Raw genomic sequence first — 24,183 nt, forward strand, 5'->3', positions numbered from 1 at the left:
GACTGGCTCAGTAGCAATTCGCTTCCACCCGCTCGTCGTACAGTCGCTGGAGCAGCTTCGTCATCGGACCGGCCCCGACCTCGATGCCGTCGACCGTCTCGATGGGGCGAATCTCCCACGTCGAATTCGTGAGAAACGCCTCGTCGGCGTTGCGCAGCGCTTCAAGCGAGTAGGCGCCGGTCTCGACCGGGAACTCCTCCTCGCGAGCCAGTTCGATGACGATATCGCGGGTCACACCGGGTAACAGGTCCAGCTCCGCGCTGGGCGTCCGGAGGCCGTTCTCGGTCACGAAAAAGAGGTTGCTCGTCGCGCCCTCGGCGAGGTTCCCGTCCACGTCGCGAAGCAAACACTCGTCGGCAGGGTCGCCGTCACCGGCCGACCGGCGGAGTTCCAGTCGCCCGAGGATGCCGTTCAGGTAGTTGTGGCTCTTGACGTCGGCGGGGACGGCCTCGTCTGGCACCCGGCGCGTTCGGACGGTCTGGACCGTCGCCGGGCCGTCCCAGACGCGCTCGCCGTCGCGGCCGCCACGTGGGAGCGGCTTCGTGATGACCACGACCGTCGGGTCGACCTCGGGCTCGGGCGTGAGTTTGCCGGGCTGAACCCCGCGGGAGACGGAAACCTTGCAGTACGCGTCGGTCAGGTCGTTCGCCGCGAGCGTCTCGTCGACCCGCTCGCGCAGGTCCTCGGGCACGGCGTCGGCAAAACCCAGCGTCTCGGCGGTGTGGCCGAGCCGCTCGCGGTGGGCGTCCCACTCGAAGGGGTCGCCGCCGTACACCCGGAGCGTCTCGAAGGCCGCGTCACCGTACATGAACCCGCGGTCGAGCACCGACACCGTGGCCTCGTCCTCGGGGACGAGTTCGCCGTTTACGTGGTATTGCATGACAGACAGAAGTTCTCGACCATGGTCTTCCCGTGGTCGGTGAGGATGCTTTCGGGGTGGAACTGGACGCCGACGTGGGGGGCCTCGCGGTGGCGGACGGCCATCACGATGTCCGCCTCGCTCTCCTCGACGGTGTGGGCCGTCTCCTCCAGCACGTCCGGCAGGGCGTCACGGTCGACCGCAAGCGAGTGATACCGGCCCACCTCGACCGGGTCCGGAACGCCCTCGAAGACGCCCTCGCCGTCGTGGGTCACCAGCGAGGACTTGCCGTGGACGACGGCGTCGGCGTGGCCCACCTCGGAGCCGTTTGCCGCACACAGCGCCTGATGCCCCAGACAGACACCCAGCGTGGGGTAGTCCAGTTCGGCGAAGGTCGGCATCGAGATGCCCGCCTCCTGGGGCGTTCCCGGACCGGGCGAGACGACGATGCCGTCGGGGTCGAGGTCGTGGACGTCGTCGACGGTGACGGCGTCGTTGCGCCGGACGACGACGTCGTCCTCGTCGCCGCCCAGACGCAGGACCACCTCGCCGACGTACTGGACGAGGTTGTAGGCAAAGGAGTCGTAGTTGTCGACGACGAGGATGGTGGGCGCGAGCGAGTCGTTCATCGCGCCCCCTCCACGGAGAGGTCCGCGCGCTGGCCCAACGCCTCGTCGACTGCGGTCACAAGGGCCCGACCCTTGTCCAGCGTCTCCTCGTACTCGCGGTCCGGTTCGGAGTCGTGGACGATACCGGCACCGACCCGGAGGTGGTACTCGTCGGCATAGCGCACGAGCGTTCTGATGACGATGTTCAGCGTCGCGCGACCGTCGAAGCCGAAGATACCGATGGAACCGGTGTAGGGGCCCCGACGGGTCTCCTCGACCTCGTCGATTATCTCCATCGTGCGGGGCTTGGGCGCGCCCGTTATCGTCCCGCCCGGGAACACCGCCGCGATGGCGTCGGCCAGGGTCGCTCGCGCCCGCAGTTTCCCACGGACCTCGCTGACGAGGTGCATCACCTCGGAGTAGCGGTCGACGCGGCGGTAGTCGGTCACCTCGACGCTGCCGAACTGGCTGACCTTCCCCAGGTCGTTGCGCTCCAGGTCGACGAGCATCGCGTGTTCGGCCCGCTCTTTTGCGTCGGTCCGCAGGTCCTCGGCGAGTCGTGCGTCGTCCTCGGGTGTCGACCCCCGCGGCCGGGTCCCGGCGATGGGTTCGGTCACCAGGTCGTCGCCCGCTCGATGCAAGAGCAGTTCGGGGCTCGCGCTGACGAGGTCGACACCGGGGAACTCAACCAGTGCCGAGTACGGCGCCGGGTTCACCCGCCGCAGGGCGTCGAAGGCCTCGACCGGGTGAACCGCCGCCGGGGCCGAGAGCCGCTGTGAGATGTTCGCCTGGAAGGTGTCGCCGTCGCGGATGTACTCCTGTACCGTCCGCACGCGCTCTGCGAAGGCCGCCCGCGTACAGTCGCTCTCGAAGGCGGCGCTGTCGGCCGCGACCGGCGGCTCGCCCACCGCGGGGTCGCCCTCGGTGACTTCGCGGGCCAGTTCCAGCGCGTGCTGGCGGGCGAACTCGTAGGCCACCCCCACGGAATCGTGGTCGTCGAGGCGCGGACAGGCCGTGATCGTGAGTTCGACCGGCCCCTCGCCGCGGGGTTCTTCCCACGCCGCGACGCGGTCGTAGGTCGCGAGCTGGAGGCGGGGGAGCGCGCGGTCGGCGACGGCGCTATCGGGCAGTGACTCCAGCTCGCGGACGACATCGTAGGAGAGCCAGCCGATGGCACCGCAGGGGTAGGGGACCTCGCAGTCGCCCCGGACGAGCTGGTCGCCAGTTAGGGCGTCGGCGAGGGCGGGCAGGGCCGGGCCGTCGTCGGGACCCACCCCGGTGAACGCGGCGGGCGTCGTCGCGAAGTAGCCCCAGCCCGACTGCCCGCCGGTGGTCCCCAGATAGACGCCGCCGGTCGGGTCGCGGGCCCGGCGGTAGGCGACGAAGGGGTCGTCGACGGTGACGGAGACGGCGACGGGAACCCGGGCCGTCGGCGACGCGTCCGCCGCGAGGGTCTCGAACGTCTCGCGGCTGGTCTCGACCCGTGGCATTACCGAGAGGAAGCAGCCCGGCGGATAATTCGCTTGCGGTTCGGGCAGTATCCGGTCGGCGTCTCGACCGGCCGAGGACGGCCCGCTGGCGCTGTCGCAGAATCAGTACTCGTTTGCCTGCTCGACCCAGCCGGAAACACGGCTCTCGCCGAGGTCTATCTGGTCGGCCAGCTCGGCGGAGTCGGCCCCGGCCAGTTCGCCGACGGTCTCGATGCCCGCGCCGGCCAGCCGGTCGCCGTAGGCGGGCCCGATGCCGTTCAGCTCCGTGACGGGGTCAGTGCTGCCCTCGGCGGCCGCGTCGCCCGCTGCGGCCTCGGCGTCCGGCTCCGCCGCCGCGGTCTCGTCGTCGGATTCCGGCTCGGTCGGCGGTGCCGCCTCGGCGTCGGTCGCCGCCTCCTCCGGTTCGGGTGCCGTCTCCGCCGTCTCAAGCTCTGTGTCGGTGTCGGCCGTCTCGGGCTCGACGTCGGTGTCGGCCGCCTCCGTCGTCTCCGGCTCCGCGTCGGCATCGGCCGTCTCGTCGGCCTCAGTGTCTTGCTCCGCCAGCGGCTCGAACTCGTCAGCCGACGGGTCGTCGCCCTCACCCTCGGCGGACCCCGACGTCGCCGAGTCGTCGGGTTCGACCCCACTACTCGCCGTCTCTGTTCCTTTGACAGCGTCTTCGTCCTCTGTAGAAGGCTCGCGCTCGACGGTGACGTCCACGTCGCCGGTCCGACCCGACTCCGACGACTCAGTCCCGTTGAGCCCGAGTGCAGATTTTAGCTTCTGAAGCAAACCCATACGCTTCTGTTCTGCGCCCCTGCACTAATCTTTTGCTGGTACAGTACTCCTCATACGGGCTGCTGTAGCCTCGGACCGGCGTCGCCGAGCGCCACAGCAGTCCGTTTCAGAGTCCCACCCGGAGCGCCTCGTTCATCGCACCCACCGGCGCCGACTCGCCGGTCCAGCGCTCGAACGCCTCGACGCCCTGGTACAGCAGCATCCACGCTCCGTCGACAGTGGTGGCTCCAGCCGCGCTCGCGTCCCGCAGCAGCCGCGTCTCGACAGGGGAATACACCGCATCGAGCACCGCGAGGTCGCCGTGTAGCGAGGCAGCCGGAACCGGCGTCTCGTCCTCGTCCATCCCGACGCTGGTGCAGTTGACCAGCACGTCGGCGTCGGAAAGCAGGTCCGCGAGCGCGTCGAGGCCGTGGCCGCTCGCGTTCGGTACCTCGGCGGCCAGGTCGTCGGCCTTCGAGGCAGTTCGGTTGGCTATCTCGACGGTCATCCCCTCGTCGGCCAGCCCGAAGGCGACGGCGCGGCCGGCCCCGCCCGCACCGACGACGACCGCCCGACCATCGAGCGACACGTCGTGGTGGTCGAGCGCGCGGACCGCGCCGACAGCGTCCGTGTTGTATCCCCGCGGCTCGTCGCCCGAGAAGTCGATCGTGTTGACCGCACCGATTCGCTCAGCCAGCGGGTCGGGTTCGACGGCCGCCAGTACGTCCTGTTTGAACGGAATCGTGACGTTCAGCCCCGCCACGCCGAGTCGATTCGCCGCCGCGACGGCCGCCGCTCCCTCCTCGGCCGGCGGCTCGAAGGTGACGTACCTCGCGTCGATGTCCAGCGCCTCGTAGCCCGCCTCGTGCATCGGCGGCGACAGCGAGTGTCCCACTGGATTTCCGATGAGCCCGTAGACTTGCATACTCGCGTGACCGGTGCCGTCCCTCTTGAACGCCACGCTCCTAGTTGCAGAAAGTGGTGTGAACTGCGCGACTGACAGCGAGATTCAGAACAGCCAGAAAGCCCCGGTGTGCTAAACTCGGGGGACTTGCTGTGCGCTGTCCTCGCTCACTTCGTTCGCTCGGCCAGTGCTTACTGCGTCCGCCTTCGTTTAGCACACCGCCCCTTTCAGTCCCACCCGTAGCTGTTTGACTAACCGGCATGGGTGGGGCTTTCTGGCTGTTCACGGGACTCCTGTCAGCCGTTGCTAGCGGGGCTTTCTGGCTGTACTGAGCCGTCTCATCGGAAGCGACAGTTCATCAGAAAATCACTAGTGGGCGATTCGCAACCTTTTCCACCGGACCCCTGCTGTGCTCTCCTAGTGAGCCGCCTGAGTCATCCGCTCGTCCAGGTCGGGGGCGCGGCCCTGTTGACCGTCGGCTGGGTCGCCGTACTCCTCCTCGGCCTCGACCCCGGCGTCCTGGCGACCGTCGGCGTCTCGGGGGTCGCGGTCCTTGGCGCGTCGTTCCTGCTGGCGTGGGGCGCCGAGACCGCCGAGAAGGACGTCCCGCGAGCGTTCGCCATCGCCGTGCTGGCGGTGCTCGCCGTGGCACCGGAGTACGCCGTCGACGCGCTGTACGCCTGGAACGCCGGGGCTGGCGGCGCGACGGCCGAGACCTGTAGTCAGCTGACCACCGCACAGATAGAGGCGAGCCAGACGACCCTCGCTCGGGGCTGTCACGACGCGAACCTGGCTATCGCGAACATGACCGGCGCGAACCGTATCCTCATCGGCATCGGCTGGGCCGGCATCGCCGTCTTCACCGTCTTCCGGGCCGCCTCCACGCGGGACACCGCCGTCCAGGACCGAGACGGATTCCTCAACGACGCGGTGGCGCTGGACAAAGACATCGCGACCGAGATAACGTTCCTCTTTGTGGCAACCGGCTGGGCCTTCCTCGTGCCGCTCGGCGGCGGTATCGGGCTGGTCGACACGCTGTTCCTGGTGGGGCTGTACGTCACCTACATCGGACTGGTACTGAAATCCGACATTGAGGCCTCGGACCACACCGTCGGCGTCCCAAAGTACTTCCAGACGTGGTCGCTGCCGTGGCGGCCCCTCGTCGTCCTGACGCTGTTTGCCTACTCCGGCCTGCTCATTTTCACCGCCGTCGAGCCCTTCGCTCACGGCCTGGAGGAGATCGGGCTCCAGAACGGCATCCCCGAGTTCTTCATGATTCAGTGGGTCGCACCGCTGGCAAGCGAATCGCCCGAACTCATCGTCGTCGCAGTGCTCGTGAACAAGGCCCGCTCGACGGCCGGCTTCAACGCGCTCATCTCCTCGAAGCTGAACCAGTGGACGCTGCTCATCGGGACCATCGCCGTCGTCTACTCCATCGCGCTGGGCGAGCTCGGAACGTTACCGTTCGACCAGAAGCAGGCCGCCGAAATCTGGATCACCGCTGCCCAGTCGTACTTCGCGCTAGCCATCCTGGTCAACTTCGAGATATCGATTCGGGAGGCCGTCGCCCTCTTTGGCCTCTTTATCTCGCAGGTGCTCGTCGAGTTTATCATCATCCGCGACCTCCAACTCCTGCCCTTCGACAGCTACGAACTGCTCGTCGGTTACACCGTTCTGTATCTCGTCATCGGGACCGCGCTCTTTGCCGTCCGGCGGCGGGCGCTGGCCGAGCTGTTCGGACTGGCCGGTGACGCCTTCCGGACGGCGCTGGGCCGGGAACCGGTCCACGAGGAGCTGGCAGACTGATGCTCGCTATCGTCGTCTCACGGGCAGACGAGGCCAGTGTCCACATCGGCGAGCAGCTGCTGGATATCGCGGACTGGACTGAGACCGTCGACGACAGTCGTCCCGACGTCGACGGCGGCGGGACCGTCTACCGGACCGACGGGGCACAGCTCCGGGAGTTCGAGGGGCGCCATCTCGAACTCGAAGACGTGGCCGAAGCGTTCGAGGAGCCGTCGCTGTTGGTCTTTGCCTCCAAACACGCCGGCGAGACCGGGGAGCTGCTGACCGCCCACCACACGGGGAACTTCGGCGAGGCCGAGTACGGCGGCGAGAGCGGTCGGTTCGCGCGAGCGGCGCCCAACGTCCATCGCGCGGTCGTCCACGCGCTGGTCGAACACGCCCCCGAGTCCTACGACGTGGGGATGGAGTGTACTCACCACGGCCCGACCGACGTCGGCGTCCCGTCGCTGTTCGTCGAGGTCGGCAGCGCACAGGACCAGTGGCGCGACCCCGCGGCGGCGCGGGCGGTCGCCGAAGCGATGCTCGACTGCCGGGGCGTCCCAGCGGACGCCCCCGCCGAGGACGGCCACCGCCGACAGGTCGTCGGGTTCGGGGGCGGCCACTACGTCCCGCGGTTCGAGCGGGTCGTCCGCGAGACGGACTGGGCCGTCGGCCACATCGGTGCCGACTGGTGTCTGGACGCGCTTGACGAATTCACCGGCGACGAACGCCAGCAGGAGGCCATCGTCGAGCGCGCCTTCGCGGCGAGTGGCACCGAGTACGCCCTCGTTACCGGCGACTACCCCGAACTCGTCGGCACCGTCGAGTCGCTGGGCTACCACGCCGTCGACGAGCGCTTCCTCCGCGAGACGACCGGCGTCCCGCTCGAATTCGTCGACGCGGTGGAGACGGCGGTGACGCCGGTCAGTGAGGGGCTCCGATTCGGCGAGGCGGCCCGAGAGGTCGACGAGTGGCGCGTCGTTTCCCTCCCGGAGGAACTGCTCGCCGAGGCGACCGGCATCGACGGCGAGACCGTCCGCTCGTGGTTCGAGGCGAACACGCTCGCGTTCGGGACCGAACAGCAGGGCAGCGTCGTCACTGGCCCGGCCGTCGTCGCCGAGGGGACCGAGCGCTCGGCCGTCGTGGACGCGCTGGCCGACGTCCTTCGCCAGCGCTACGACAGCGTCGAGCGCGACGGCGACGAACTGCGCGCCCGCGAACAGCGGTTCGACCCGGCCCTCGCAGATACCCTCGGAATCCCGGAAGGGCCGAAGTACGGGCAGCTTTCCGCCGGCCAGTCCGTCGAGGTCGATGGGCGAGTAATCGACCCCGAGACGGTCCACAGCGAGCGTATACGTTGCTTTACGTTGTAGGAAACTGCGGCGAGAGCCGTCGGCCACCCGTCTGACACAGGGGGAAAACTAATGAGTGTTCGTCTGCAACGGGGATTTAAATATGGACTCGATTATCGACGACGCAATCGACGAGGCCGAAGGGGAGCCCAAGGAGGGCGCCGACCCCGAAGCCAACAGCCAGCACGAACCGACCCCGGACCGAGAAGACGTATCGACGTCGGGGACGATGACAGACGACGAGCTCGCGAGCGTCGTCAAGGACCTCGAGACCAAGATCACGGTGGTCGGCTGTGGCGGCGCCGGCGGCAACACTGTCACTCGAATGATGGAAGAGGGAATCCACGGCGCGAAGCTGGTCGCAGCCAACACTGACGCCCAGCACCTCGCCGACGAGGTCGAAGCCGACACGAAGATTCTGATGGGGCGCAAGCGCACCGGTGGTCGCGGTGCCGGCTCGGTCCCGAAAATCGGCGAGGAAGCCGCCCAGGAAGACATCGAGGACATCCAGCAGTCCATCGCGGGGTCGGACATGGTGTTCGTCACTGCCGGGCTGGGCGGTGGCACGGGGACTGGGTCGGCCCCGGTCGTCGCCCAGGCCGCCCAGGAGGAGGGCGCGCTGACGATTTCTATCGTGACGATTCCCTTTACCGCGGAGGGCGAGCGCCGCCGCGCCAACGCCGACGCGGGGCTCGAACGCCTGCGCTCGGTCTCTGACACCGTCATCGTCGTCCCGAACGACCGCCTGCTGGACTACGCGCCAAGCATGCCCCTGCAGGACGCGTTCAAGATCTGTGACCGCGTGCTGATGCGCTCGGTCAAGGGGATGACGGAGCTGATTACGAAGCCCGGGCTGGTCAACGTGGACTTCGCCGACGTTCGCACTATCATGGAGAACGGCGGCGTCGCGATGATCGGCCTCGGGGAAAGCGACAGCGAGAACAAAGCCCAGGACTCCATCCGCTCGGCGCTGCGCTCGCCGCTGCTGGACGTGGAGTTCGACGGCGCCAACTCGGCGCTGGTCAACGTCGTCGGCGGTCCCGACATGAGCATCGAAGAGGCTGAGGGCGTCGTCGAGGAGATATACGACCGCATCGACCCAGACGCTCGCATCATCTGGGGCGCGTCGGTCAACAACGAGTTCGAGGGGAAGATGGAGACGATGATCGTCGTCACCGGCGTCGAGAGCCCACAGATATACGGCCAGAGCGAAGCCAAGCAGGAACGGGCCGCCCAGCAGGCCAGCGAAGACATCGACTACGTCGACTGAACGAGGGGCAGTCTGTTCCGAATCAGTTCTGTGTGACTCCAACAGGAATTCCGTCTCGAAACAAGTTCCGAGTGCGTCGCTCTTCTCGCCGTTCAGGTCAGCGAGAATTCAGCGGGCCAGTGCGGAGATTACGCCTTCACTTGCGCGCTCGTGACCCACTCGTGGGCGTGGTCCTCGGAGACCTCCGCCGCATCGGCGACCGTCGCCGTGTCGGCCTCGGCCAGGGCGCCGACGGACTGGATGCCGTTGCCACGGAGCTGGTCGGCCGCCGTCCGACCGAGCCCTTCGATGTCTTCGAGTCTCGCGTCGCCGGACTGGGCTCCGTCCTCGGTCGTCCGGACGTCCTTGGATAGCTGCTCCGCCGTGGTCTCGGCGACGGCTTCCGCCTCTTCTGTGATATCCATTGGGGCGGCTTCGGACGCGCGGACCGGCTCGGCGGTGTCCGCCTGGGCCTCACGCTGTGTCGCGAGCGCGTTTTCGAGCGTCTCGGCGACGAGGTCCTGCTGGCGCTCGCTCAGCTCGTCGAAGGTCTGGCCGAACTCCGACTCGAACCTGTTCCAGGCGCGCTGCTGGGTCCGTTCGAAGTCGTCGAACTGACTGTTGAGCGCGTCACGGAACTCGTCGTCGTCCAGCGACGACTCGACGGCGTCGAGCTGGCCGTTGAACAGCTCCTGGGTCAGTTCGGCGCCCTGCTCGAAGCTCGCGTTCATGAGCTCCTGGGTCATCTCAGCGTTCTGCTGGAACTGCCGGTCGAGCGTCGCCCGGAACTCGTCGTCGTCAAGCGAGGACTCGACTGCGTCGAGTTGGGCGTTGAACAGCCCCTGAAGGAGGTCAACGGTCTGGCGCTGAGTGGACCGCTGGGCGCTGATGCCGTTGTACATGAACGCCTCGAAGGCGTTCTGCTGGAGCTCGAGGCCCCGCTGGAAGAGGTCCTGGCTCTGCTTGATTGATTCGCGTTGCATCTCGACGACTGCATCGAACGGAGTAGTGATGTCACTCATGGGTATCTCTGGTGTTGGGCGCCGCGGTCCCGGTGAAGATGACGGGGCCAGCGCCTGATTTCGCGTCTGAACGGAGGGGGCTCAAACGGATAAGCGGCGAGCTTGCAAAACACATTCAGGTATTTATTCCGGCACAGATGCCGCGAGGTTGCATATCTGTATGGTATTTTCTAGCATTTCGGAAATTAGAGCCGTCGCTGGACCGCCAGACGCAGGCTCTCCTCCCGGCGCGGGACCCGACTGCTGTCTCCCACGAGGGGGGCGCCGGCGACCACAATATAGAAAAGCCACCGGGCGGTAAGCCCCGATATGAACGTTCCGTACGACCTCACCTCCTACGTTCGCGTGCTCAAACTGGCGAGTACGCCCGACTGGGAGGAGTTCTCCCAGATTGCAAAGATTGCCGGTGCCGGCATCCTCCTCGTTGGACTCATCGGCTTCATCATCTTCGCCCTGATGACGTTCGTCCCGGGCAGCAAGCCGGTGTAATCCGATGGGAATCTACGCAGTCAAGACCACGGCGAGCCAGGAGCGGACCGTCGCGGACATGATTATCAACCGCGAGGAACCGGACATCCACGCGGCGCTGGCGCCCGACTCGCTGACGAGCTACGTGATGGTCGAGGCCGACGACCACTCCGTCTTCGAGCGCATCCTCGATGAGATTCCCCACGCCAACGGCGTCGTGCAGGGGGAGTCCTCGATGGCGGAAGTCGAGCACTTCCTCTCGCCGAAACCCGACGTGGAGGGCATCGCGGAAGGCGACATCGTCGAACTCATCGCCGGCCCGTTCAAGGGCGAGAAGGCCCAGGTCCAGCGCATCGACGAGGGCAAGGACCAGGTCACCGTCGAGCTTTACGAGGCGACGGTTCCGATTCCGGTCACCGTGCGTGGTGACCAGATTCGCGTGCTGGACAGCGAAGAGCGGTAACTGTCCGGCGACGGAGTCGCGTCTCGATCTCCGGACGTGTAACACGTCCTGTCTTCCGAGACAGACTTGATTGTGCAACGCTGTCCCCGAGCTATCGGTCAAAATCCAGTCGAAGCGTCGAGAGGTTTTACACCACAGTGTGGTGACGGTTCAGTTACAAGATGGTAGCTATCCGAACGGACGGGTTGACGAAGCGCTTCGGCGACGTGGTCGCCGTCGACGACCTCGACCTCACCATCGAGGAGGGGGAGGTGTTTGGCTTCCTCGGGCCCAACGGTGCCGGGAAGTCGACGACCATCAACCTGCTGCTGGATTTCATCCGCCCGACAGCGGGCAGCGTCGAGGTGCTCGGGCGGGACGCACAGACGAACCCGGAGGAGATACGCGAGCGGGTCGGCGTCCTCCCGGAAGGGTACGGCTTCGACGACCCGCTGACGGGCCGGGAGTACCTGTCCTGGGCGATTCGGACGAAACGGGCCGACGACGACGACGACGAACTGCTGGACCTGGTGGGACTCGGTGATGACGGCGACCGGCTTGCCGGCGACTACTCCAAGGGAATGCAACAGCGTCTGGCCTTCGCCATCGCGCTAGTGGACGACCCGGACCTGCTGATTCTGGACGAGCCCTCGACTGGACTGGACCCCAACGGCATCCAGCAGCTACGAGAGGTCGTCCGTGAGCGGGCCGACCAGGGGACGACCGTCTTCTTCTCCAGTCACATCCTCTCGGAGGTCGAGGCGGTCAGCGACCGGGTCGGCGTGATGAACGAGGGCGAACTGGTCGCCGTCGACAGCATCGAGGGGCTGCGCGAGAGTGCGGGCGGGCACGCCACGCTCCGACTCGACTGCGCGTCGACGCCGGCGGGGCTGGGCGTGGACGCGCTCGACGGCGTCGCGGCGTCGAGGGTCGACGAGCGAACGCTGGTGGTCGACTGCACCGACCCGGCCGCGAAGGTCGACGTGGTCACCCACGTCGCCGAGCGCGCGACCGTCGAGGACATCCGCTCCGAGACCGTCTCGCTCGAGGCGCTGTTCAACGACCTGACCGGCGGCGGCCGCGACGACGCCCGGCCGGTCGAGGAGGTCCGCCAGTGAGCCTGCGCGATATCACCCGCAAGGACTTCACCGCGGCGCGGCGGTCCCGGGCGCTGTGGGCCGTGGCGACGCTGCTTGCGTTGCTGACCGCGCTCATCGCGTTCGGGTTCTCGGGATATCGACTCGGCCCCGAGGAGACGGTGATACAGCTGTTCAGGACCATGGGCGGCATGTTCGGACTTCTCCTGCCCATCGTCGCGCTGGTGGCGAGCTATATGGCGATCGCCGGCGAGCGCGAGAGCGGTGGCGTGAAGTTCCTGCTCGGGCTCCCCAACAGCCGCCGGGACGTGTTCCTCGGGAAGCTGGCGAGCCGACTGGGCGTGGTCACCGCGGGGCTCGTGTTCATGTTCGCCACGGCGACCGTGATGGCGGTCGCCCGCAACGGCGCCCTCCCGGTCGGCGTCGTCGGCGGGATGTTCGCCGTCTCGCTGCTGTACACGTCGGTGTTCGTCGCCATCGCCGTGGCGCTGTCGGCGACCGTCGCGGAGCGGAGCCGGGCCATCGCCGCCGCGGTCGGGTCGTACTTCGTCCTCGTCTTGCTGTACGTGATTCCCGGGGTCAACGTCGCGTTGCTGGTCCGGTTCGTCCACCAGACCCTGCTCGGGTTCGAGCCGAACTTCGACCTCTACAACGCCGTGCTGTTCACCAGTCCGCTCATCGCCTATCGGAAGGCTATGAATATGGTCGTCCCGAGCGATCTCGAACAGGAGGTACTCCAGCGACCCGCGGAGAGCTACACCCCGCCGGGGTATCTCGGCGACGAGATGTCGCTGCTGGTGTTTGCCGCCTGGCTGGCGGTACCACTCGCCATCGGTTACTGGCGGTTCGAGGGGGCAGACCTGTGAACGGCGAGGAGCTGGCCGACACCGCCGGCACGGTGTTGCTGGTCCTGGGTGTCACCGCCTTGTTGGGGCCGGCGCTCTTCCCGGTCCAGCAGGTGCTCTATCACGAGACGCGTGCCGGCACGATGGCCGACGGTCCGGAACTGCGGGCCGAGGGGTACACCGTCATCGAGTACGAGAACCTCTCGGAGCGGGGCAAGGAGATATACGTGGACGCGCTTCGCTCCCCGGACGGGGCGTACACGGTACCCGTCGGCCAGGGCGCATCCGAGTTCCCGTACGACGGGGGGGACGACCTCGGTGACGCGAGCGGTCGGGCGGAGTTCGAGGAGCGCCAGCGGCTGACTAGCGTCGTCATCGAGCGGCCCGACGACGCGGACCTCCCGCCGGCCGACGAGCCGGTCGAGCGTATCGACCGGGAGCGACCGCCCCCTGAGGACCCGGTGGGCGGCCGCGAGACGGCGAACCAGAACGAGACGGCGACAGAGAGCGAGCGACAGCTCGAACAGCGCCGACAGGTTGTCGCGAAGTACGACCTGGTGACCGTCGGGCAGCGGACGCCCCCGGTGACGGACTCGGGGAACCTCCTCCGGCTGGGGTCGGTGCTGCTCGGGACGGTCGCTATCGGCGTCGGCGGCTACCTCCGCTCGCGGCCCTAGCCTTCCAGCCGCTCGATGACTTCGTTCATGTCCGCTTCGGACTCAATGGACTCCTTGATGTTCTCGCGGCGCCGTACCTCCGCGGCGGAGGCGTCGTAGGCCCGGACGTACTCGGCACGGGAGTGCTCGTCGAACGCGTGTTTGATAGCGAAGTAGCCGTCCGGGACGACCGTCCCACAGACCTTGCAAGTGATGCGGTCGTGGTCGGTCGACTGGTGGACGATGAGCTCCTCGACGCGGTCGAACTGGCTGTCGTCGCCCTCGATGGCACACTCCCAGCGTGGCATTGGAGAGAGGCAGGCACCCCGATAATAAAAGCGTTCGCCACGGCGGACCGACACTTCCGCGAATAGAAACCCCTAATGGGGCGACAAGGGTAGCCTCTGCCGTGACGAGCGAGGGGTTCACAGTCGACCTGCACGTGAAGGTACTCGACGAGCAGGTCGTACAGCGAGCGAAGGCGCGGGGTCTCGACGCGCTGGTGTACGCGCCCCACTTCACCCGACTGCCGGACATCCGGGCCAGAGCACGGGCGTTCTCCGACGAGGAGCTGACGGTCTATCCCGGTCGGGAACTGTTCACCGGAACCTGGCAGCGTCGGCGCCACGTGCTTGCCATCGGCCTGGACGAGCAGGTGCCGGACTTTCTCACCCTCGACGGGACGATGGCGGAACTGCGGCGACAGGACGCGGCAGTGCTGGTCCCCCATCCGGGCTTTCTCTCGGTGAGTCTCGGCCTGGAGGAGCTACGGACCTACCGGGAGACCATCGACGCCATCGAGGTGTACAACCCCAAGTACCTGCCACACCACACCAGCCGAGCGAAGCGGTTCGCGGGGGCGACGGGGCTGTCGACGTTCGCCTCGTCGTACGCCCACTTGCCGGGGACCATCGGGGAGGCGTGGGTGGCCTTCGACGAGCCGGTCGCCGACGAGTCGGCGCTGACGGCGGCCCTACGGGATGGCACGCCGCGACAGGTGAACCACCGTGACGGGCCCCTTCACACGCTGCGTCGCGGACTGGAGTTCGCCCATCTGGGCTACGAGAACAGCTGGGAGAAGTTCGACCGCGTCATGCTGCAGGGCACCGCGCCGACACATCCGGACCACGTGGCCTACAGCGGCAAGTTCGACGACGTGAAAGTGTACTAGGCGACCGACCCGACGGCGTTTGCCAGCAGGTCCGTTGCCGCCGGGGGAAGATACTGGGGAAGGACGTGGACTAACGCGCCGACGGCTGCGAGTTCGAGTATCGTGATAGCCACGGTGACGACCTCGGCGTGCTCGGAGGAGGTCGTCACGCCGGTCGGCAACCCGTACTCCGTGTCCAGCACTGGGTAAAACAGCGCGATACCCCGCCGGGAGCCGACCATGTCGAGCACGTAGTGGGTCAGGACACCGAGCCAGACCCACTGGAGGTTGCCGCCGTGGTACACCGGATGGGCCAGGAAGATGAGCAACACCGGTAGGTTGTGGAGCGTCTTGCGGTGTTTGCCAAAGGCAGTGTCCACGTCAGGGAACAGGGCGCCAAGCACCACCGGGAGAAACACCTCGGCGATCGTCGCGAACGTCGAGACGTCCCCAGACGGGTCGAGGACGTAGCCCAGCCCGATACTCAACAGGACCGCGTTCAGAACGTGCCCACGCTTGTTCATCCAGGCGTCTCGACGACTGGCCGACCGAAAGGTCTTGCTACTGGGACCGAATCGTCTCCAGCAGGTCGGCGAGTGCTCGCCGGGCGATTTTGGCCTTTACTTCAGTTCGTGAGCCGTCGAACTCGTACTGGGCGACGGTACAGCCCGACTCGCCCGTCTCCCAGGGAGCCGCGCGGGCGACGGCGATGAACACCGTCCCGACAGGGGTCTCCGGACTCCCGCCGGTCGGCCCGGCTACACCAGTCGTCGCCACGCCCCAGTCCGTGCCAGCGGTGTCTCTGACGCCGCGGGCCATCTCGGCCGCGACCGGCTCGGAGACCGCACCGTGGTCGTCGAGTGCCTCCCGAGAGACAGCCAGGAGGTCCTGTTTGGCCCCGTAGGAGTAGGTCACCAGCGAGCGGTCGAAGTAGGTCGAGGAGCCCGAGACGTCGGTCACGAGCGAACCGACCAGCCCGCCGGTACAGGACTCCGCGAGCGCGAGGGTCTCGTCGCGCTCGTGCAACGCCGCGCCGACGCGTTGTTCGATGGGGTCGTCGTCGGTCATACAGTCTCCTTGGCCCCATTCACGAATAAGCGTTCAGCCCTGTCGAGTGAGGGTCCCCGAGTCATGACTCCATACTGGTAAGTAGCTGGGTGGTAATATACCGGATGTGACATCGACACTACTACAGTTGGAAACACCAGCACTGGACAATCCAGGCCAGTTCATCGTATCGGTGGTAATGGACATCATCGGTGGTATCGGGAGCTTCGTCCTCTCGTTGCTCACCTTCGTCATCGCGTTCGCCGTCCTGTACATCGTCGGGAAGAAATTCCTGACCGAGGCGACGCGAAAGGCACTCAACCAGCGGGATTTCTCCCCCGCCGTGGTCAGCCTCGGGGCGAGCATCGCCGGGGCAATCGCGCTGTTTGGCGCGGTCGCAATCGGTGCGTACGTCGCGGGCTTCCCGACGATTCTGGCGGCCTTCGCGACCATCACCGGTGCGCTCGCGCTCGGTGTGGCCTTCGCCGCAGGCGATATCATCGAGAACTTCGTCGCCGGTATCTTCATCCTCAAGGACAAACCCTTCGAGGTCGGCGACTACATCGAGTGGAACGGTAACGGCGGTATCGTTCGCGAGATCAATCTCCGCGTCTCGAAGCTCGACACGTGGGACAACGAGCAGCTCACGGTGCCCAACGGCGAGCTCGCCAACGCCGTCGTGAAGAACACGCAGGCTCACGAGACCCGCCGTGTCACGGTCGACATCGGTGTCGACTACGGCACCGACGTGGACAAGGCGCGAGAGATACTCCTCGAAGAGGCGGCCGCCATCGACGGTGTGCTTGAGGACCCGGAACCGGCCGCGCCGCTTACCACTCTCGATGACTCCGCCATCGTCTTCAACGCCCGTATGTGGATTAACCCACGGGAGACTGGTGCCGGCGGTGTCAAGCACAAGTTCACTGAGACGGTTATGGACCGCTTCGACGATGCTGGCATCGGGTTCCCGTACCCGCACACCGAAGTCGTCGGCTCGCTGGACGTCCAACAGACCGAAGCCAGCGCCGTCGCGGACGACTAACGAGGGGGAGCTCCCTCGGCCCACGTAAGCGGGGCGGAACGACCCCGCGAACCGCCTGATTTACGCCATTTTTTGCGCGACGCCACACCGACACACTGTCCCGAGAGCTTTCCGTCTCGGCGACAAACATACCATATGGCCTACCAGACGACAGTCGGCTGGTCACTCGTCTCCTCGGGTATCGTCACACTCCTGCTCGGCTTTCTGCCGGGGACGGACCTGTTCTGGGGGATACTCCTCCTCGTGGTCGGGCTGGTGACACTGTACATCCGACAGTAGCACACCGAAGAGCAAAGACCGTCGGCCCGCCCAGACCCGGTATGGATTACGAGACCCCGCAGTTCTACCGGGTCATGCAGTACGCCGCCCGCGCCGACCGAGACGTGGTCGATATGGTCTCGGGCAGCCCTGACTGGGACCCGCCGGCAGGGGTCCGGGCAGGCCTGCACGAGTACGCCGACGGCGACCCAGCGGACTTTCAGTACGCCCCGAGCCGGGGCCTTCGGGGGCTGCGTGAGCGAATCGCCGCCCGCCACGGCGTCGATACGGACCGAATCGTCGTCACGAACGGCGCGGGAGAGGCCAACCACCTCGCGATGACCGGCGGCCTCGAGAAGTTCGACGGCGAGGAGATACTGCTGGCCGACCCGGTCTATCCCTACTACGCCGGCCGGGCGAACGTCCTCGACGCCGAGACGACGTTCGTCCCAGTCGCCGACGATGGCCGGCTCGACCCCGACGCGGTGCGGGCGGCAGCGAGTTCGGAGACGGCGGTCGTCGTGGTCAACTCGCCCAACAACCCCACCGGCGCGGTGTACGACGGCGACGCGATGGCGGCCTTTGCCGCCGTCGCCGAGGACAACGACGCGCTGCTGGTCTCCGACGAGGTGTACGACCAGTTCGATTACTCCGGGCGGTTCGCCTCCGCGCTCGATATCGACTCGCCGAACGTCGTCGCCACGAACGCCTTCTCGAAGTCGATGGCCGTCACCGGCTTTCGGGTGGGCTACGCCGTCTTCCCGCCGACGGATGGCCCGACCGGGGAGCTCGTCGACCGGGCGACGACCCGGCATATGCTGACGAACGTCAGCGGCTCGCGGCCGGCACAGTACGCCGTCGAGCGGGCGATGGCCACCACCGGACAGACGTACTACCAGGCCGCCCGGGAGCGGCTCCGGGCCCGTATCGAGACGTTCTGTACCGCCCTCGACGCGACGGGCGCAGCCTACACCCGTCCCGACGGCGGGTTCTACGTGCTGGCCCGGTTCCCGGAGTTCCCGGGAACGTTCGAGAACGCCGAGCGGCTCGTCGACGACGCCGGTGTCGCGGGGATGCCCGGCGCGGCCTTCGGCGAGGCCCGTGCCGACTGGCTGCGGTTCTCACTGACGACCCCACGGGTCGAGACGGCGGCCGAGCGGCTGGTCGAGTACTTCGGGTAGCCGACACCGGCGAGCTACTCGCCGGCTATCGGTGTCGCTACCGCTCCGTGCTGTCGAACTCGTCGCTGTCGTGGTCCCCGGTTTCGTGCGTACCGCTGTCTGAACCGTGTTCCGACGGCGTTCGACTCGTGTCGCTTTGCCCACCACCGTCGTCGACCGGAATCGTGCGGGCCTCCTCTTCCTGGCCGGGTTCCGGTTGCATCGTCTCACGGCGGCCACCGTTGCCGACGTCGACGGGAATCCGCTCGCGGAGGTCGCTCGCGAGCGATTCGACCCGCCGGCGGACGGTCCCGGCCTGGTCCTCGAACTGCTCGACGGTGCGGTCGACCCGGTGAACCCGCCCTGTCGGTATCTGTTTCATCAGGTCGTTGCCGTTCTCGTCGGTGCCGGTGCGGACCATCCAGTGGTCGCGGGCGTACACGATCTCCTCGTTGTCGACGGTCTCCTCGATGACGCCCTCGTCGGGGTCCTCGTAGACGATTGTCGCCTGTCCGAGTTCTAGTTCGTCCATACAGTTATTTAGTTGACACTGCTGGCACTTACGTATGCCGTCGACTGGGCCGCCGAAGTGTTCATAGCCCGACCCACCCTGTAGATAACTGATGATTAGACGGCGGAGCCGTCGAACCGCGGCGCGAGTCCGTGAGCGACTCGAGTCCGCGTTCCTCGAGGACCACTCGCCGCGACAGGTGGCGGCCAGTTTCAGCGTCGGTCTGTTCATCACCGCGCTCCCGACACTGGGTACCGGACTGCTCCTGTTCGTCTTGCTCGCGACCGTGTTCAAACAGCTGAGCAAAATCGCCCTGTTCGCGTCGGTGCTGGTGCTCAACCCCCCGGTGAAGTGGGGCGTCTACGCGACCAGCTACTGGCTCGGGCAGCGACTGCTCGGCCCCGTTCCGGGGTTCACGTTCGACGGCGTCACCCTCTCGGCCGGGCCGGACGTACTGGTCCGCCTCTGGGTCGGGAACCTCGTCCTGGCGGCGGTGTTCGCCACAGTCGGCTACGCCCTCGCACTGCGACTGGTCGTCGACTTCCGTGCGCGAATGGCCTGACGGGGAAAGCCAGCGCCGACTGCCGCCGGCTCAGTTGAACACCAGCTCGACCTCCAGCGCCCGCGCCAGCAGGTCGGCGTCGTAGAACTCGCTCGTCTGTGCAGGGTGGGCCTCGTCGATGGCCCGCACCTGCAGGACGGTGTTGGCGAAGTTCTTGTAGGTGGCCTCGTCGACCATCTGCCCCTCAACGACGACGGCGCCGGTGCCTTCGCGTTTGGCGTCGTTGAACGCCTCTATCTTCGTGAGGTCCCGGTCCAGCTCGTCGGTACTGGGCATGTGGATGCGGTTGGCCTGGGCGGTCTGTTTGGGGTGGAGCGACCACGAGCCGTCGATACCGATGGTGGCTTCGTGTTCGACCTGGTCTGCGTACCCCTCGGCGTTGTAGTAGGTGACGCCGGCCCGCTCACAGAAGAGCTGGTCGAAGGGGCCACCGAGAGAGACGACGCCCGCGGCGCTGGTCTCGTTCGACAGCGCTTCGAGCAGGCCGTCCCAGCGCGGGCGCTCGCCGCCGAGCGCGCGCCCGCCCAGTTCCGCCGTGTAATCGACCGGCCCGAAGACCAGTCCGGCGAGCCGGGAGTCGGCCGCGAACGCACAGATTTCCCGCAGGTCCGAGCGGGCGGGCGCGGTTTCGAGGATGATGGCCATATCCAGCGCGCCGTCGTCGAGGCCGGCCGCGCGCTCGGCCTCGGAGAGCACCCCGGCGGCCTCGCGCACGTCCTCGACCCGTCCGACCTTCGGGAAGACGATACCGTCGAGGTGGGCGCCCACCTCGCCCGCGAGTCGGGAGACCTGTTCGGTGCCGCGCTCGCGGAACTCGGCGTCGTCGTAGGCCCACTCCACGCGGGGGAGTATCTCGCCCGCGAAATCGGGAGCGTGGTCGGGAAGCCGGTCCACGATGTTGTCGACCGCCTCGGCTTTCATCGACGGGGCGGTCCCGTCCTCGATATCGGGGACGAGCCAGTCGGGGGTCGAAAAGCCCTCGCTCGTGAGACCGGAGTCTAAGAACTTCGCGCTGTTCTCGCGGGGGACCGCGGCGGGTGCTGTCTGGAAGGTTCGGCAGAGTCGTGTCATTGGGGTCGCTGGATGAGAGCGGTTCGCCGGCCGCTGTAGACCGGGGTGCTGTGCTGGGTGAAGGCGACGTGTTCGAAGGTCACGGCGCCGGCGCGGTCCGGGCCCGCCTCGCCGTCGCAGCCGAGCACGCGGGTGAACCCGTAGACGGTGTCACCGAGCGTGACGAAGTCGTGGAACCGCTCGCTCTCGAAGCGGCGTTCGCGGTAGGTCGCCTCGTCCGACCGGGCGTGGGCCAGTGCGATAGAGCGGGTCACGTCCCCGTAGGCGACGATGTCGCCCGACGGCGAGTCAGTCATCACGTCGCGGTTGTGGTGCTGGCGAGCGGTGTTCAGCGTCGAAAGCGGGAGGCCGGCGACGAGTCGCTCGTCCATCGTCCGGCCGCGTTCGTGGCGGTAGGCGACGGCGGCGCCGTTCTCGCGGGCCCGCTCCAGGGCCACGCGGAAGTCCTCGAAGGTTCCCCCCTCCGGTGTGACGAGCGTCGACGGGAGGTCGGGGCTGGCAGCGTCGGCGGGGGAGCTGTCGTCCGCGACTGCGCCACTGCCATCAGATGCCACCGGCTCACGCCGCGGAATCATGTTCGTCCGCTCGTAGGAGACCAGGGCCTCACCGGTCTCGTGGTCCCGGCCCACCGACTCCCACGTCACGATGCCGTAGTTGGGCCGCGAGGAGGACGTTCGGGTGTCGACGACCGTGGAGGTCACGTCCAGTTCGGTTCCCGGGTACGCGGTCCGGTGGAACTCGACGTCGGTGCGCCCGAGGAAGTAGCCGCCCTTCTCCGAGAGGTCCTCGACGGTGCTGCCCATCACGCAGGCGAGCAGGTAGTCGGGGTGGGCCGGCGGCTCCGCGAACCCGCGTTCGCGGGCGTCGTCTGGCCGCCAGTAGCCCGGGTCGTGGTTCAGCGTCTGTCCCATCCACTCCTCGTTGCCGTGCTGGCTGAGCCGCAGCCCGGGGTCGTGGTGTATCTCGTCGCCCTCGTCGAAGAACTCGAAGTAGTGGCCCTTCTCGCGGGTCTCGACGCGGTCGAGTAAGCTCTGGAAGAGGGACTCGTCCGAGCAGTCGATGGCGTCGGGCGCCGACCAGTCAGTCATCGCCGGCACCTCCCGTGGACCGGGCCTCGCCGTCCCCGCCCGGCCGGTCGGTGGAGGGCCGTCCCGGAACGGCGCCGCTCGAGCGAGCGAGCGTCCGCCGCATCTCGTTAGTCACCACCATGAACCCCTCGTCGAAGCCCATTCCGGGCTTGGCGAGCACCTGCGCGGCGTCGGTCGCCAGGGCCACGTGGGCACAGGCCCGCGCGGAGGTGACCGTCTCGTTGCAGGTGCCCCCGAGATAGGCGCGTGTATCGGTTCCGTCGCAGTAGAGCACCGCTTCGGCGGACCGCTGGATGCCGCCCAGGTCCGGCGTCTTTATCTGGACCAGGTCGGCGGCGCCGGCGTCGACGAACGCCCGCACGTCCTCGAAGGTGTTGCACCACTCGTCGGCGACGATGTCGACGGCGACGCCAGCCGAGTGCAGTCCCTCGCGGAGTTCGGCCATCTGTGCTATCTGGGCCTCGCGGCTCCCGGCGTCCATCGGGCCCTCGACCTGGAGCGGGTACGGTGCGGCCGCGTCCCGGAGCGACTGGAAGTACTCGGTCACCTCGCGCCGGTCGTAGGGCGGCCCGAATAGCTCGCCGAGGATGCCGTATACGTCGACGTGGAACCGGGGGGCATACCCCTCGGAACCGAGCGCGTCGGCCAGCTCGGAGAGCCCGGAGAGATACTCGCGTAACGCCTCGCCCTCGCGGCCGACCTTCTCGACGCTGTTGAACAGACCGTGGGGAAGCACCGGAACGCCTTTCAGCAGCATCTTCTCGGCGTTGGTCCAGCGCTCGTCGCCGGACTGGCCGAACACCGGCACCGGCGTGGTTGCGGGGTCCGTGTCGTAGGCCGCCGCGAGTACGTCGGTGGGAGTGCAGCCGCGAGCGCGGGCCGCGGCGTTCAGCAGCGCCTGGGAGACGCCGTAGCGGACCGCCGTGTGCAGGCGGTCGCCGCCGGAGCGCTGGGGGGCGATGGCTTCCAGGGTCTCGGCGTTGTCCCGGAACAGCGTCGCGTCCCGGCCCCGGAGCGCGTCGGCGACGACGCCCTCCACGACGGGCCGGTACTCGCTGGCCCGAAAGAGCGGGTCCCGGCCGCCGGTCCCGGAGTACTGCACCGCGGCGCAGTCACCGGTGACCACGCTCCCGTCGGCGAGTTCGAGTTCGACGATGAGCGACTCGCCGGCCTCGCGGACACGGTCGAAGCCCGCCGTCTGTGGCGGGCTGTCGTAGGCGAACCCGCGCTGGGTGGCGCCCGCTTTGATGGCCCGCTGGTCGTCGAAGAAAAAGCCCGAGAGGCCGGGAATCGCCCGGACCGATTCAATCCGCATCGCTGGCACCTCCCCGGTGACCGGTGGGCCGCCCAATCAGCTTCCCGTCGCTGATGGCGTCGACGTCGTCGGCGACCATCCGGAACGACTGGTCCCGGCCCTCGGTCTGGGCGCGTTCGCCCAGCTTGGCTTTGTGTATCTCCTTGATATCGTCGGGCAGGGCGAGGTCGGCGAAGTTGAAGATGCGCACGCGGCCGTCGTCATCGCGGGCGGGCAGGACCGCGCCCGCCGCCGCGTCCGAGGGAGCAAAGGGGACGTCCATCTCGCCGCTGTCGAAGGCGGCGACAACGCCCCGGGCCACGTCGCCGTCGCCGGCCCGTTCGATGGCCTCGATGAGGGCCCGCGTGGCCCGCTCGATGAGCCGCTGTTCGTCGTCGATACCGCCGAGGTCGATGTCTTGCTCTATCATCATATCGATAAGCTGTCTCGTGGTGCGCAGGCCGGCGGCGTTGGCCTCCTTCGTGGGGACGCCCTGGAACTCCTGGGCGGACTTCGTGATGACCTTGTCCGGCTTCGCGACCGCCGCCGTCGCGCCGCCGAGGCTGATGACGCCGTTGGCGCGGGCCTCGTCGGGCGGGAACCCGCCCATCCACTCGTGGAAGACGGTGGTGACAGTGACGGGGTCGGGGAGGTACTCCTCGCCCAGTTTCCGCAGGGCGCGGAGGGCGGCCACGTCCTGGACGAGGTTGCCGACCTGGCCGTAGCCGAGCGTCACCGAGCGCACGCCCTGCGTGGCCGCGAGCTGGCCCTCGATGAGCATCACCGCGATAGCGATGCAGGGGGGCACGAGCGTGCCGGTCAGCGGGCCGAAGGGCTCGCGGTTGATAGTGACGCCACGCTCGGTGTAGGCGCCACAGAGCCGGTCGACGAACTGCCAGTGCTCGATGGTCGTCGCGAGGTCGTGCCGTTTGGTGTAGGGGATGTTATACGAGATGGGGCCGCCCTCGAAGGACTGGAAGCCACCGGCGAGGGTGACCATCGCCAGCAGGCGCGCGTCGGGCGTGCCGTGGCGCACCTCGATGGGCGCGTCGAGCGCCCGGACGAGCCGCCGGCAGTCCTCGACGCCGTGGTTCACGGCGGGAAAGCCGTTGAGCTCGTCGCTGTCGCTGTTTCTGGAGGCCGCGAGCCCCTCCTCCGCTTTCTCGTACTGGTTGTCCCGCGTGTACGAATCGATGGTCGTCGGCAGCAGGTCGGCGCCGCCTTCCTCCTGGAGATACCGCAGCAGGTCTATCTGGGCTTCCAGACAGGGGACGCCGGCACGCGGCTGCAAGAGGGGCGCGTCGGCCGACTCCAGCACCGGCGCGAACCGCTTGGATTTCGGCAGCGACTCGTGGAAGGCGACAGCCTCCTCGAAGTCGACGGCCCGGCCGGTGTGCCAGTCGTCGCGCAGCTCGTTTGCGGCCCGCTGTAGCTCGTCGGCGGGCACCTTTGTGTCGCGGGGCATGG

At 67.5% G+C, this 24,183-nt stretch carries 27 protein-coding genes; 13 read left to right on the forward strand and 14 right to left on the reverse strand.

All coding sequences use genetic code 11. The annotated features are described in order from the left end of the window. Window positions 1–7: 7 nt before the first annotated feature. From P1K32_RS03270 to P1K32_RS03290, 5 genes are all read right to left on the reverse strand, one after another. On the reverse strand, window positions 8–880 hold the full coding sequence (locus P1K32_RS03270; protein ID WP_276251291.1) for an aminotransferase class IV: 873 nt from the start codon (window positions 878–880) through the stop codon (window positions 8–10). Then, window positions 865–1,488, reverse strand: a complete 624-nt coding sequence (locus tag P1K32_RS03275; RefSeq protein ID WP_276251292.1) for an anthranilate synthase component II — start codon at window positions 1,486–1,488, stop codon at window positions 865–867. Before P1K32_RS03275 ends, P1K32_RS03270 begins: the two co-directional genes overlap by 16 nt. Further along, window positions 1,485–2,957, reverse strand: a complete 1,473-nt coding sequence (gene pabB / locus P1K32_RS03280) for an aminodeoxychorismate synthase, component I (RefSeq protein ID WP_276251293.1) — start codon at window positions 2,955–2,957, stop codon at window positions 1,485–1,487. Before pabB ends, P1K32_RS03275 begins: the two co-directional genes overlap by 4 nt. Before the next feature lie 102 nt (window positions 2,958–3,059). Beyond that, window positions 3,060–3,734 (reverse strand): helix-hairpin-helix domain-containing protein, encoded by a 675-nt coding sequence (locus tag P1K32_RS03285; RefSeq protein WP_276251294.1) that lies wholly within the window; start codon window positions 3,732–3,734, stop codon window positions 3,060–3,062. A gap of 106 nt (window positions 3,735–3,840) precedes the next feature. Further along, window positions 3,841–4,638: a shikimate dehydrogenase gene (locus P1K32_RS03290; RefSeq protein WP_276251295.1), complete on the reverse strand. Its 798-nt coding sequence runs from the start codon at window positions 4,636–4,638 to the stop codon at window positions 3,841–3,843. Window positions 4,639–5,037: 399 nt separating this feature from the next. On the opposite strand from P1K32_RS03290, the gene P1K32_RS03295 reads away from it, so the two are divergent. The 3 genes from P1K32_RS03295 (at window position 5,038) to ftsZ (ending at window position 9,024) form a co-directional block, all read left to right on the forward strand. After that, entirely contained in the window at window positions 5,038–6,423 is a 1,386-nt protein-coding gene (locus tag P1K32_RS03295; RefSeq protein WP_276251296.1) for a sodium:calcium antiporter, read from the forward strand. After that, complete coding sequence (locus P1K32_RS03300) at window positions 6,423–7,775, forward strand: D-aminoacyl-tRNA deacylase (RefSeq protein WP_276251297.1); 1,353 nt, start codon at window positions 6,423–6,425, stop codon at window positions 7,773–7,775. Before P1K32_RS03295 ends, P1K32_RS03300 begins: the two co-directional genes overlap by 1 nt. An 82-nt stretch (window positions 7,776–7,857) precedes the next feature. Further along, complete coding sequence (gene ftsZ, locus P1K32_RS03305) at window positions 7,858–9,024, forward strand: cell division protein FtsZ (protein WP_276251298.1); 1,167 nt, start codon at window positions 7,858–7,860, stop codon at window positions 9,022–9,024. Window positions 9,025–9,152: 128 nt separating this feature from the next. Here ftsZ and P1K32_RS03310 read toward each other — a convergent pair whose 3' ends face one another. Beyond that, window positions 9,153–10,025 carry a helix-hairpin-helix domain-containing protein gene (locus tag P1K32_RS03310; protein ID WP_276251299.1) on the reverse strand — a complete coding sequence of 291 codons (873 nt, stop codon included), beginning with the start codon at window positions 10,023–10,025 and terminating at the stop codon, window positions 9,153–9,155. A gap of 309 nt (window positions 10,026–10,334) precedes the next feature. On the opposite strand from P1K32_RS03310, the gene P1K32_RS03315 reads away from it, so the two are divergent. From P1K32_RS03315 to P1K32_RS03335, 5 genes are all read left to right on the forward strand, one after another. Next, window positions 10,335–10,514, forward strand: coding sequence for a protein translocase SEC61 complex subunit gamma (locus P1K32_RS03315; RefSeq protein WP_220586850.1), 180 nt, complete (start codon window positions 10,335–10,337; stop codon window positions 10,512–10,514). Window positions 10,515–10,518: 4 nt separating this feature from the next. Then, complete coding sequence (locus tag P1K32_RS03320; protein WP_276251300.1) at window positions 10,519–10,956, forward strand: transcription elongation factor Spt5; 438 nt, start codon at window positions 10,519–10,521, stop codon at window positions 10,954–10,956. 161 nt (window positions 10,957–11,117) lie between these two features. Continuing rightward, on the forward strand, window positions 11,118–12,053 hold the full coding sequence (locus P1K32_RS03325) for an ABC transporter ATP-binding protein (RefSeq protein WP_276251301.1): 936 nt from the start codon (window positions 11,118–11,120) through the stop codon (window positions 12,051–12,053). Continuing rightward, a complete protein-coding gene (locus P1K32_RS03330) occupies window positions 12,050–12,898 on the forward strand; it encodes an ABC transporter permease subunit (protein WP_276251302.1) in 849 nt (282 codons plus the stop codon). The genes P1K32_RS03325 and P1K32_RS03330 overlap by 4 nt, the downstream gene beginning before the upstream one ends. Next, a complete protein-coding gene (locus P1K32_RS03335; RefSeq protein ID WP_276251303.1) occupies window positions 12,895–13,554 on the forward strand; it encodes a prolipoprotein diacylglyceryl transferase in 660 nt (219 codons plus the stop codon). Before P1K32_RS03330 ends, P1K32_RS03335 begins: the two co-directional genes overlap by 4 nt. Here P1K32_RS03335 and P1K32_RS03340 read toward each other — a convergent pair. Continuing rightward, window positions 13,551–13,841 (reverse strand): DUF7565 family protein, encoded by a 291-nt coding sequence (locus tag P1K32_RS03340; RefSeq protein ID WP_220586846.1) that lies wholly within the window; start codon window positions 13,839–13,841, stop codon window positions 13,551–13,553. The two genes, P1K32_RS03335 and P1K32_RS03340, sit on opposite strands and share 4 nt — an antisense overlap. Window positions 13,842–13,942: 101 nt before the next feature. On the opposite strand from P1K32_RS03340, the gene P1K32_RS03345 reads away from it, so the two are divergent. After that, complete coding sequence (locus tag P1K32_RS03345) at window positions 13,943–14,704, forward strand: PHP domain-containing protein (protein WP_276251304.1); 762 nt, start codon at window positions 13,943–13,945, stop codon at window positions 14,702–14,704. On the opposite strand, the gene P1K32_RS03350 is transcribed toward P1K32_RS03345, so the two are convergent. Next, window positions 14,701–15,207 (reverse strand): metal-dependent hydrolase, encoded by a 507-nt coding sequence (locus P1K32_RS03350; RefSeq protein ID WP_276251305.1) that lies wholly within the window; start codon window positions 15,205–15,207, stop codon window positions 14,701–14,703. The two genes, P1K32_RS03345 and P1K32_RS03350, sit on opposite strands and share 4 nt — an antisense overlap. A gap of 37 nt (window positions 15,208–15,244) precedes the next feature. Then, complete coding sequence (locus P1K32_RS03355) at window positions 15,245–15,751, reverse strand: CinA family protein (RefSeq protein WP_276251306.1); 507 nt, start codon at window positions 15,749–15,751, stop codon at window positions 15,245–15,247. A 178-nt stretch (window positions 15,752–15,929) separates the two neighbouring features. Here P1K32_RS03355 and P1K32_RS03360 point away from each other — a divergent pair, with 178 nt between their 5' ends. The 3 genes from P1K32_RS03360 (at window position 15,930) to P1K32_RS03370 (ending at window position 18,211) form a co-directional block, all read left to right on the forward strand. Next, on the forward strand, window positions 15,930–16,772 hold the full coding sequence (locus tag P1K32_RS03360) for a mechanosensitive ion channel family protein (RefSeq protein WP_276251307.1): 843 nt from the start codon (window positions 15,930–15,932) through the stop codon (window positions 16,770–16,772). Window positions 16,773–16,907: 135 nt separating this feature from the next. Continuing rightward, the gene (locus P1K32_RS03365) at window positions 16,908–17,051 is read left to right on the forward strand and encodes a hypothetical protein (RefSeq protein ID WP_220586841.1); all 144 of its coding nucleotides are present in this window, start codon (window positions 16,908–16,910) and stop codon (window positions 17,049–17,051) included. 41 nt (window positions 17,052–17,092) lie between these two features. Continuing rightward, window positions 17,093–18,211 carry a pyridoxal phosphate-dependent aminotransferase gene (locus tag P1K32_RS03370; RefSeq protein WP_276251308.1) on the forward strand — a complete coding sequence of 373 codons (1,119 nt, stop codon included), beginning with the start codon at window positions 17,093–17,095 and terminating at the stop codon, window positions 18,209–18,211. A 37-nt stretch (window positions 18,212–18,248) separates the two neighbouring features. Here P1K32_RS03370 and P1K32_RS03375 read toward each other — a convergent pair whose 3' ends face one another. Beyond that, window positions 18,249–18,722 carry a hypothetical protein gene (locus P1K32_RS03375; RefSeq protein ID WP_276251309.1) on the reverse strand — a complete coding sequence of 158 codons (474 nt, stop codon included), beginning with the start codon at window positions 18,720–18,722 and terminating at the stop codon, window positions 18,249–18,251. 91 nt (window positions 18,723–18,813) lie between these two features. Here P1K32_RS03375 and P1K32_RS03380 point away from each other — a divergent pair, with 91 nt between their 5' ends. Then, entirely contained in the window at window positions 18,814–19,263 is a 450-nt protein-coding gene (locus P1K32_RS03380) for a DUF2062 domain-containing protein (protein WP_276251310.1), read from the forward strand. A gap of 30 nt (window positions 19,264–19,293) precedes the next feature. Here the strand turns inward: P1K32_RS03380 and citE are convergent, their stop codons facing one another. The 4 genes from citE to P1K32_RS03400 are packed head-to-tail and all read right to left on the reverse strand — an operon-like array spanning window position 19,294 to window position 24,181. Then, window positions 19,294–20,334: an L-malyl-CoA/beta-methylmalyl-CoA lyase gene (citE, locus tag P1K32_RS03385; RefSeq protein WP_276251311.1), complete on the reverse strand. Its 1,041-nt coding sequence runs from the start codon at window positions 20,332–20,334 to the stop codon at window positions 19,294–19,296. Further along, complete coding sequence (gene mch, locus P1K32_RS03390; RefSeq protein WP_276251312.1) at window positions 20,331–21,422, reverse strand: 2-methylfumaryl-CoA hydratase; 1,092 nt, start codon at window positions 21,420–21,422, stop codon at window positions 20,331–20,333. The genes citE and mch overlap by 4 nt, the downstream gene beginning before the upstream one ends. Beyond that, window positions 21,415–22,737 (reverse strand): methylaspartate ammonia-lyase, encoded by a 1,323-nt coding sequence (locus P1K32_RS03395; protein WP_276251313.1) that lies wholly within the window; start codon window positions 22,735–22,737, stop codon window positions 21,415–21,417. Before P1K32_RS03395 ends, mch begins: the two co-directional genes overlap by 8 nt. Further along, the gene (locus P1K32_RS03400; RefSeq protein ID WP_276251314.1) at window positions 22,727–24,181 is read right to left on the reverse strand and encodes a methylaspartate mutase subunit E; all 1,455 of its coding nucleotides are present in this window, start codon (window positions 24,179–24,181) and stop codon (window positions 22,727–22,729) included. The genes P1K32_RS03395 and P1K32_RS03400 overlap by 11 nt, the downstream gene beginning before the upstream one ends. Window positions 24,182–24,183: the final 2 nt, after the last annotated feature.

The sequence above is a fragment of the Haloarcula rara genome, assembly GCF_029338235.1.
In the GTDB taxonomy this organism is placed as follows: Archaea; Halobacteriota; Halobacteria; order Halobacteriales; family Haloarculaceae; genus Haloarcula; species Haloarcula rara.

What these genes read in the sequence shown, in the direction of transcription:
- P1K32_RS03270 (WP_276251291.1), bottom strand. Translation starts at nt 880, where the DNA reads ATGCAATACCACGTAAACGGCGAACTCGTCCCCGAGGACGAGGCCACG.
- P1K32_RS03275 (WP_276251292.1), bottom strand. Translation starts at nt 1,488, where the DNA reads ATGAACGACTCGCTCGCGCCCACCATCCTCGTCGTCGACAACTACGAC.
- pabB (WP_276251293.1), bottom strand. Translation starts at nt 2,957, where the DNA reads ATGCCACGGGTCGAGACCAGCCGCGAGACGTTCGAGACCCTCGCGGCG.
- P1K32_RS03285 (WP_276251294.1), bottom strand. Translation starts at nt 3,734, where the DNA reads ATGGGTTTGCTTCAGAAGCTAAAATCTGCACTCGGGCTCAACGGGACT.
- P1K32_RS03290 (WP_276251295.1), bottom strand. Translation starts at nt 4,638, where the DNA reads ATGCAAGTCTACGGGCTCATCGGAAATCCAGTGGGACACTCGCTGTCG.
- P1K32_RS03300 (WP_276251297.1), top strand. Translation starts at nt 6,423, where the DNA reads ATGCTCGCTATCGTCGTCTCACGGGCAGACGAGGCCAGTGTCCACATC.
- ftsZ (WP_276251298.1), top strand. Translation starts at nt 7,858, where the DNA reads ATGGACTCGATTATCGACGACGCAATCGACGAGGCCGAAGGGGAGCCC.
- P1K32_RS03310 (WP_276251299.1), bottom strand. Translation starts at nt 10,025, where the DNA reads ATGAGTGACATCACTACTCCGTTCGATGCAGTCGTCGAGATGCAACGC.
- P1K32_RS03315 (WP_220586850.1), top strand. Translation starts at nt 10,335, where the DNA reads ATGAACGTTCCGTACGACCTCACCTCCTACGTTCGCGTGCTCAAACTG.
- P1K32_RS03320 (WP_276251300.1), top strand. Translation starts at nt 10,519, where the DNA reads ATGGGAATCTACGCAGTCAAGACCACGGCGAGCCAGGAGCGGACCGTC.
- P1K32_RS03325 (WP_276251301.1), top strand. Translation starts at nt 11,118, where the DNA reads ATGGTAGCTATCCGAACGGACGGGTTGACGAAGCGCTTCGGCGACGTG.
- P1K32_RS03340 (WP_220586846.1), bottom strand. Translation starts at nt 13,841, where the DNA reads ATGCCACGCTGGGAGTGTGCCATCGAGGGCGACGACAGCCAGTTCGAC.
- P1K32_RS03350 (WP_276251305.1), bottom strand. Translation starts at nt 15,207, where the DNA reads ATGAACAAGCGTGGGCACGTTCTGAACGCGGTCCTGTTGAGTATCGGG.
- P1K32_RS03355 (WP_276251306.1), bottom strand. Translation starts at nt 15,751, where the DNA reads ATGACCGACGACGACCCCATCGAACAACGCGTCGGCGCGGCGTTGCAC.
- P1K32_RS03360 (WP_276251307.1), top strand. Translation starts at nt 15,930, where the DNA reads ATGGACATCATCGGTGGTATCGGGAGCTTCGTCCTCTCGTTGCTCACC.
- P1K32_RS03365 (WP_220586841.1), top strand. Translation starts at nt 16,908, where the DNA reads ATGGCCTACCAGACGACAGTCGGCTGGTCACTCGTCTCCTCGGGTATC.
- P1K32_RS03370 (WP_276251308.1), top strand. Translation starts at nt 17,093, where the DNA reads ATGGATTACGAGACCCCGCAGTTCTACCGGGTCATGCAGTACGCCGCC.
- P1K32_RS03375 (WP_276251309.1), bottom strand. Translation starts at nt 18,722, where the DNA reads ATGGACGAACTAGAACTCGGACAGGCGACAATCGTCTACGAGGACCCC.
- P1K32_RS03380 (WP_276251310.1), top strand. Translation starts at nt 18,814, where the DNA reads ATGATTAGACGGCGGAGCCGTCGAACCGCGGCGCGAGTCCGTGAGCGA.
- citE (WP_276251311.1), bottom strand. Translation starts at nt 20,334, where the DNA reads ATGACACGACTCTGCCGAACCTTCCAGACAGCACCCGCCGCGGTCCCC.
- mch (WP_276251312.1), bottom strand. Translation starts at nt 21,422, where the DNA reads ATGACTGACTGGTCGGCGCCCGACGCCATCGACTGCTCGGACGAGTCC.
- P1K32_RS03395 (WP_276251313.1), bottom strand. Translation starts at nt 22,737, where the DNA reads ATGCGGATTGAATCGGTCCGGGCGATTCCCGGCCTCTCGGGCTTTTTC.
- P1K32_RS03400 (WP_276251314.1), bottom strand. Translation starts at nt 24,181, where the DNA reads ATGCCCCGCGACACAAAGGTGCCCGCCGACGAGCTACAGCGGGCCGCA.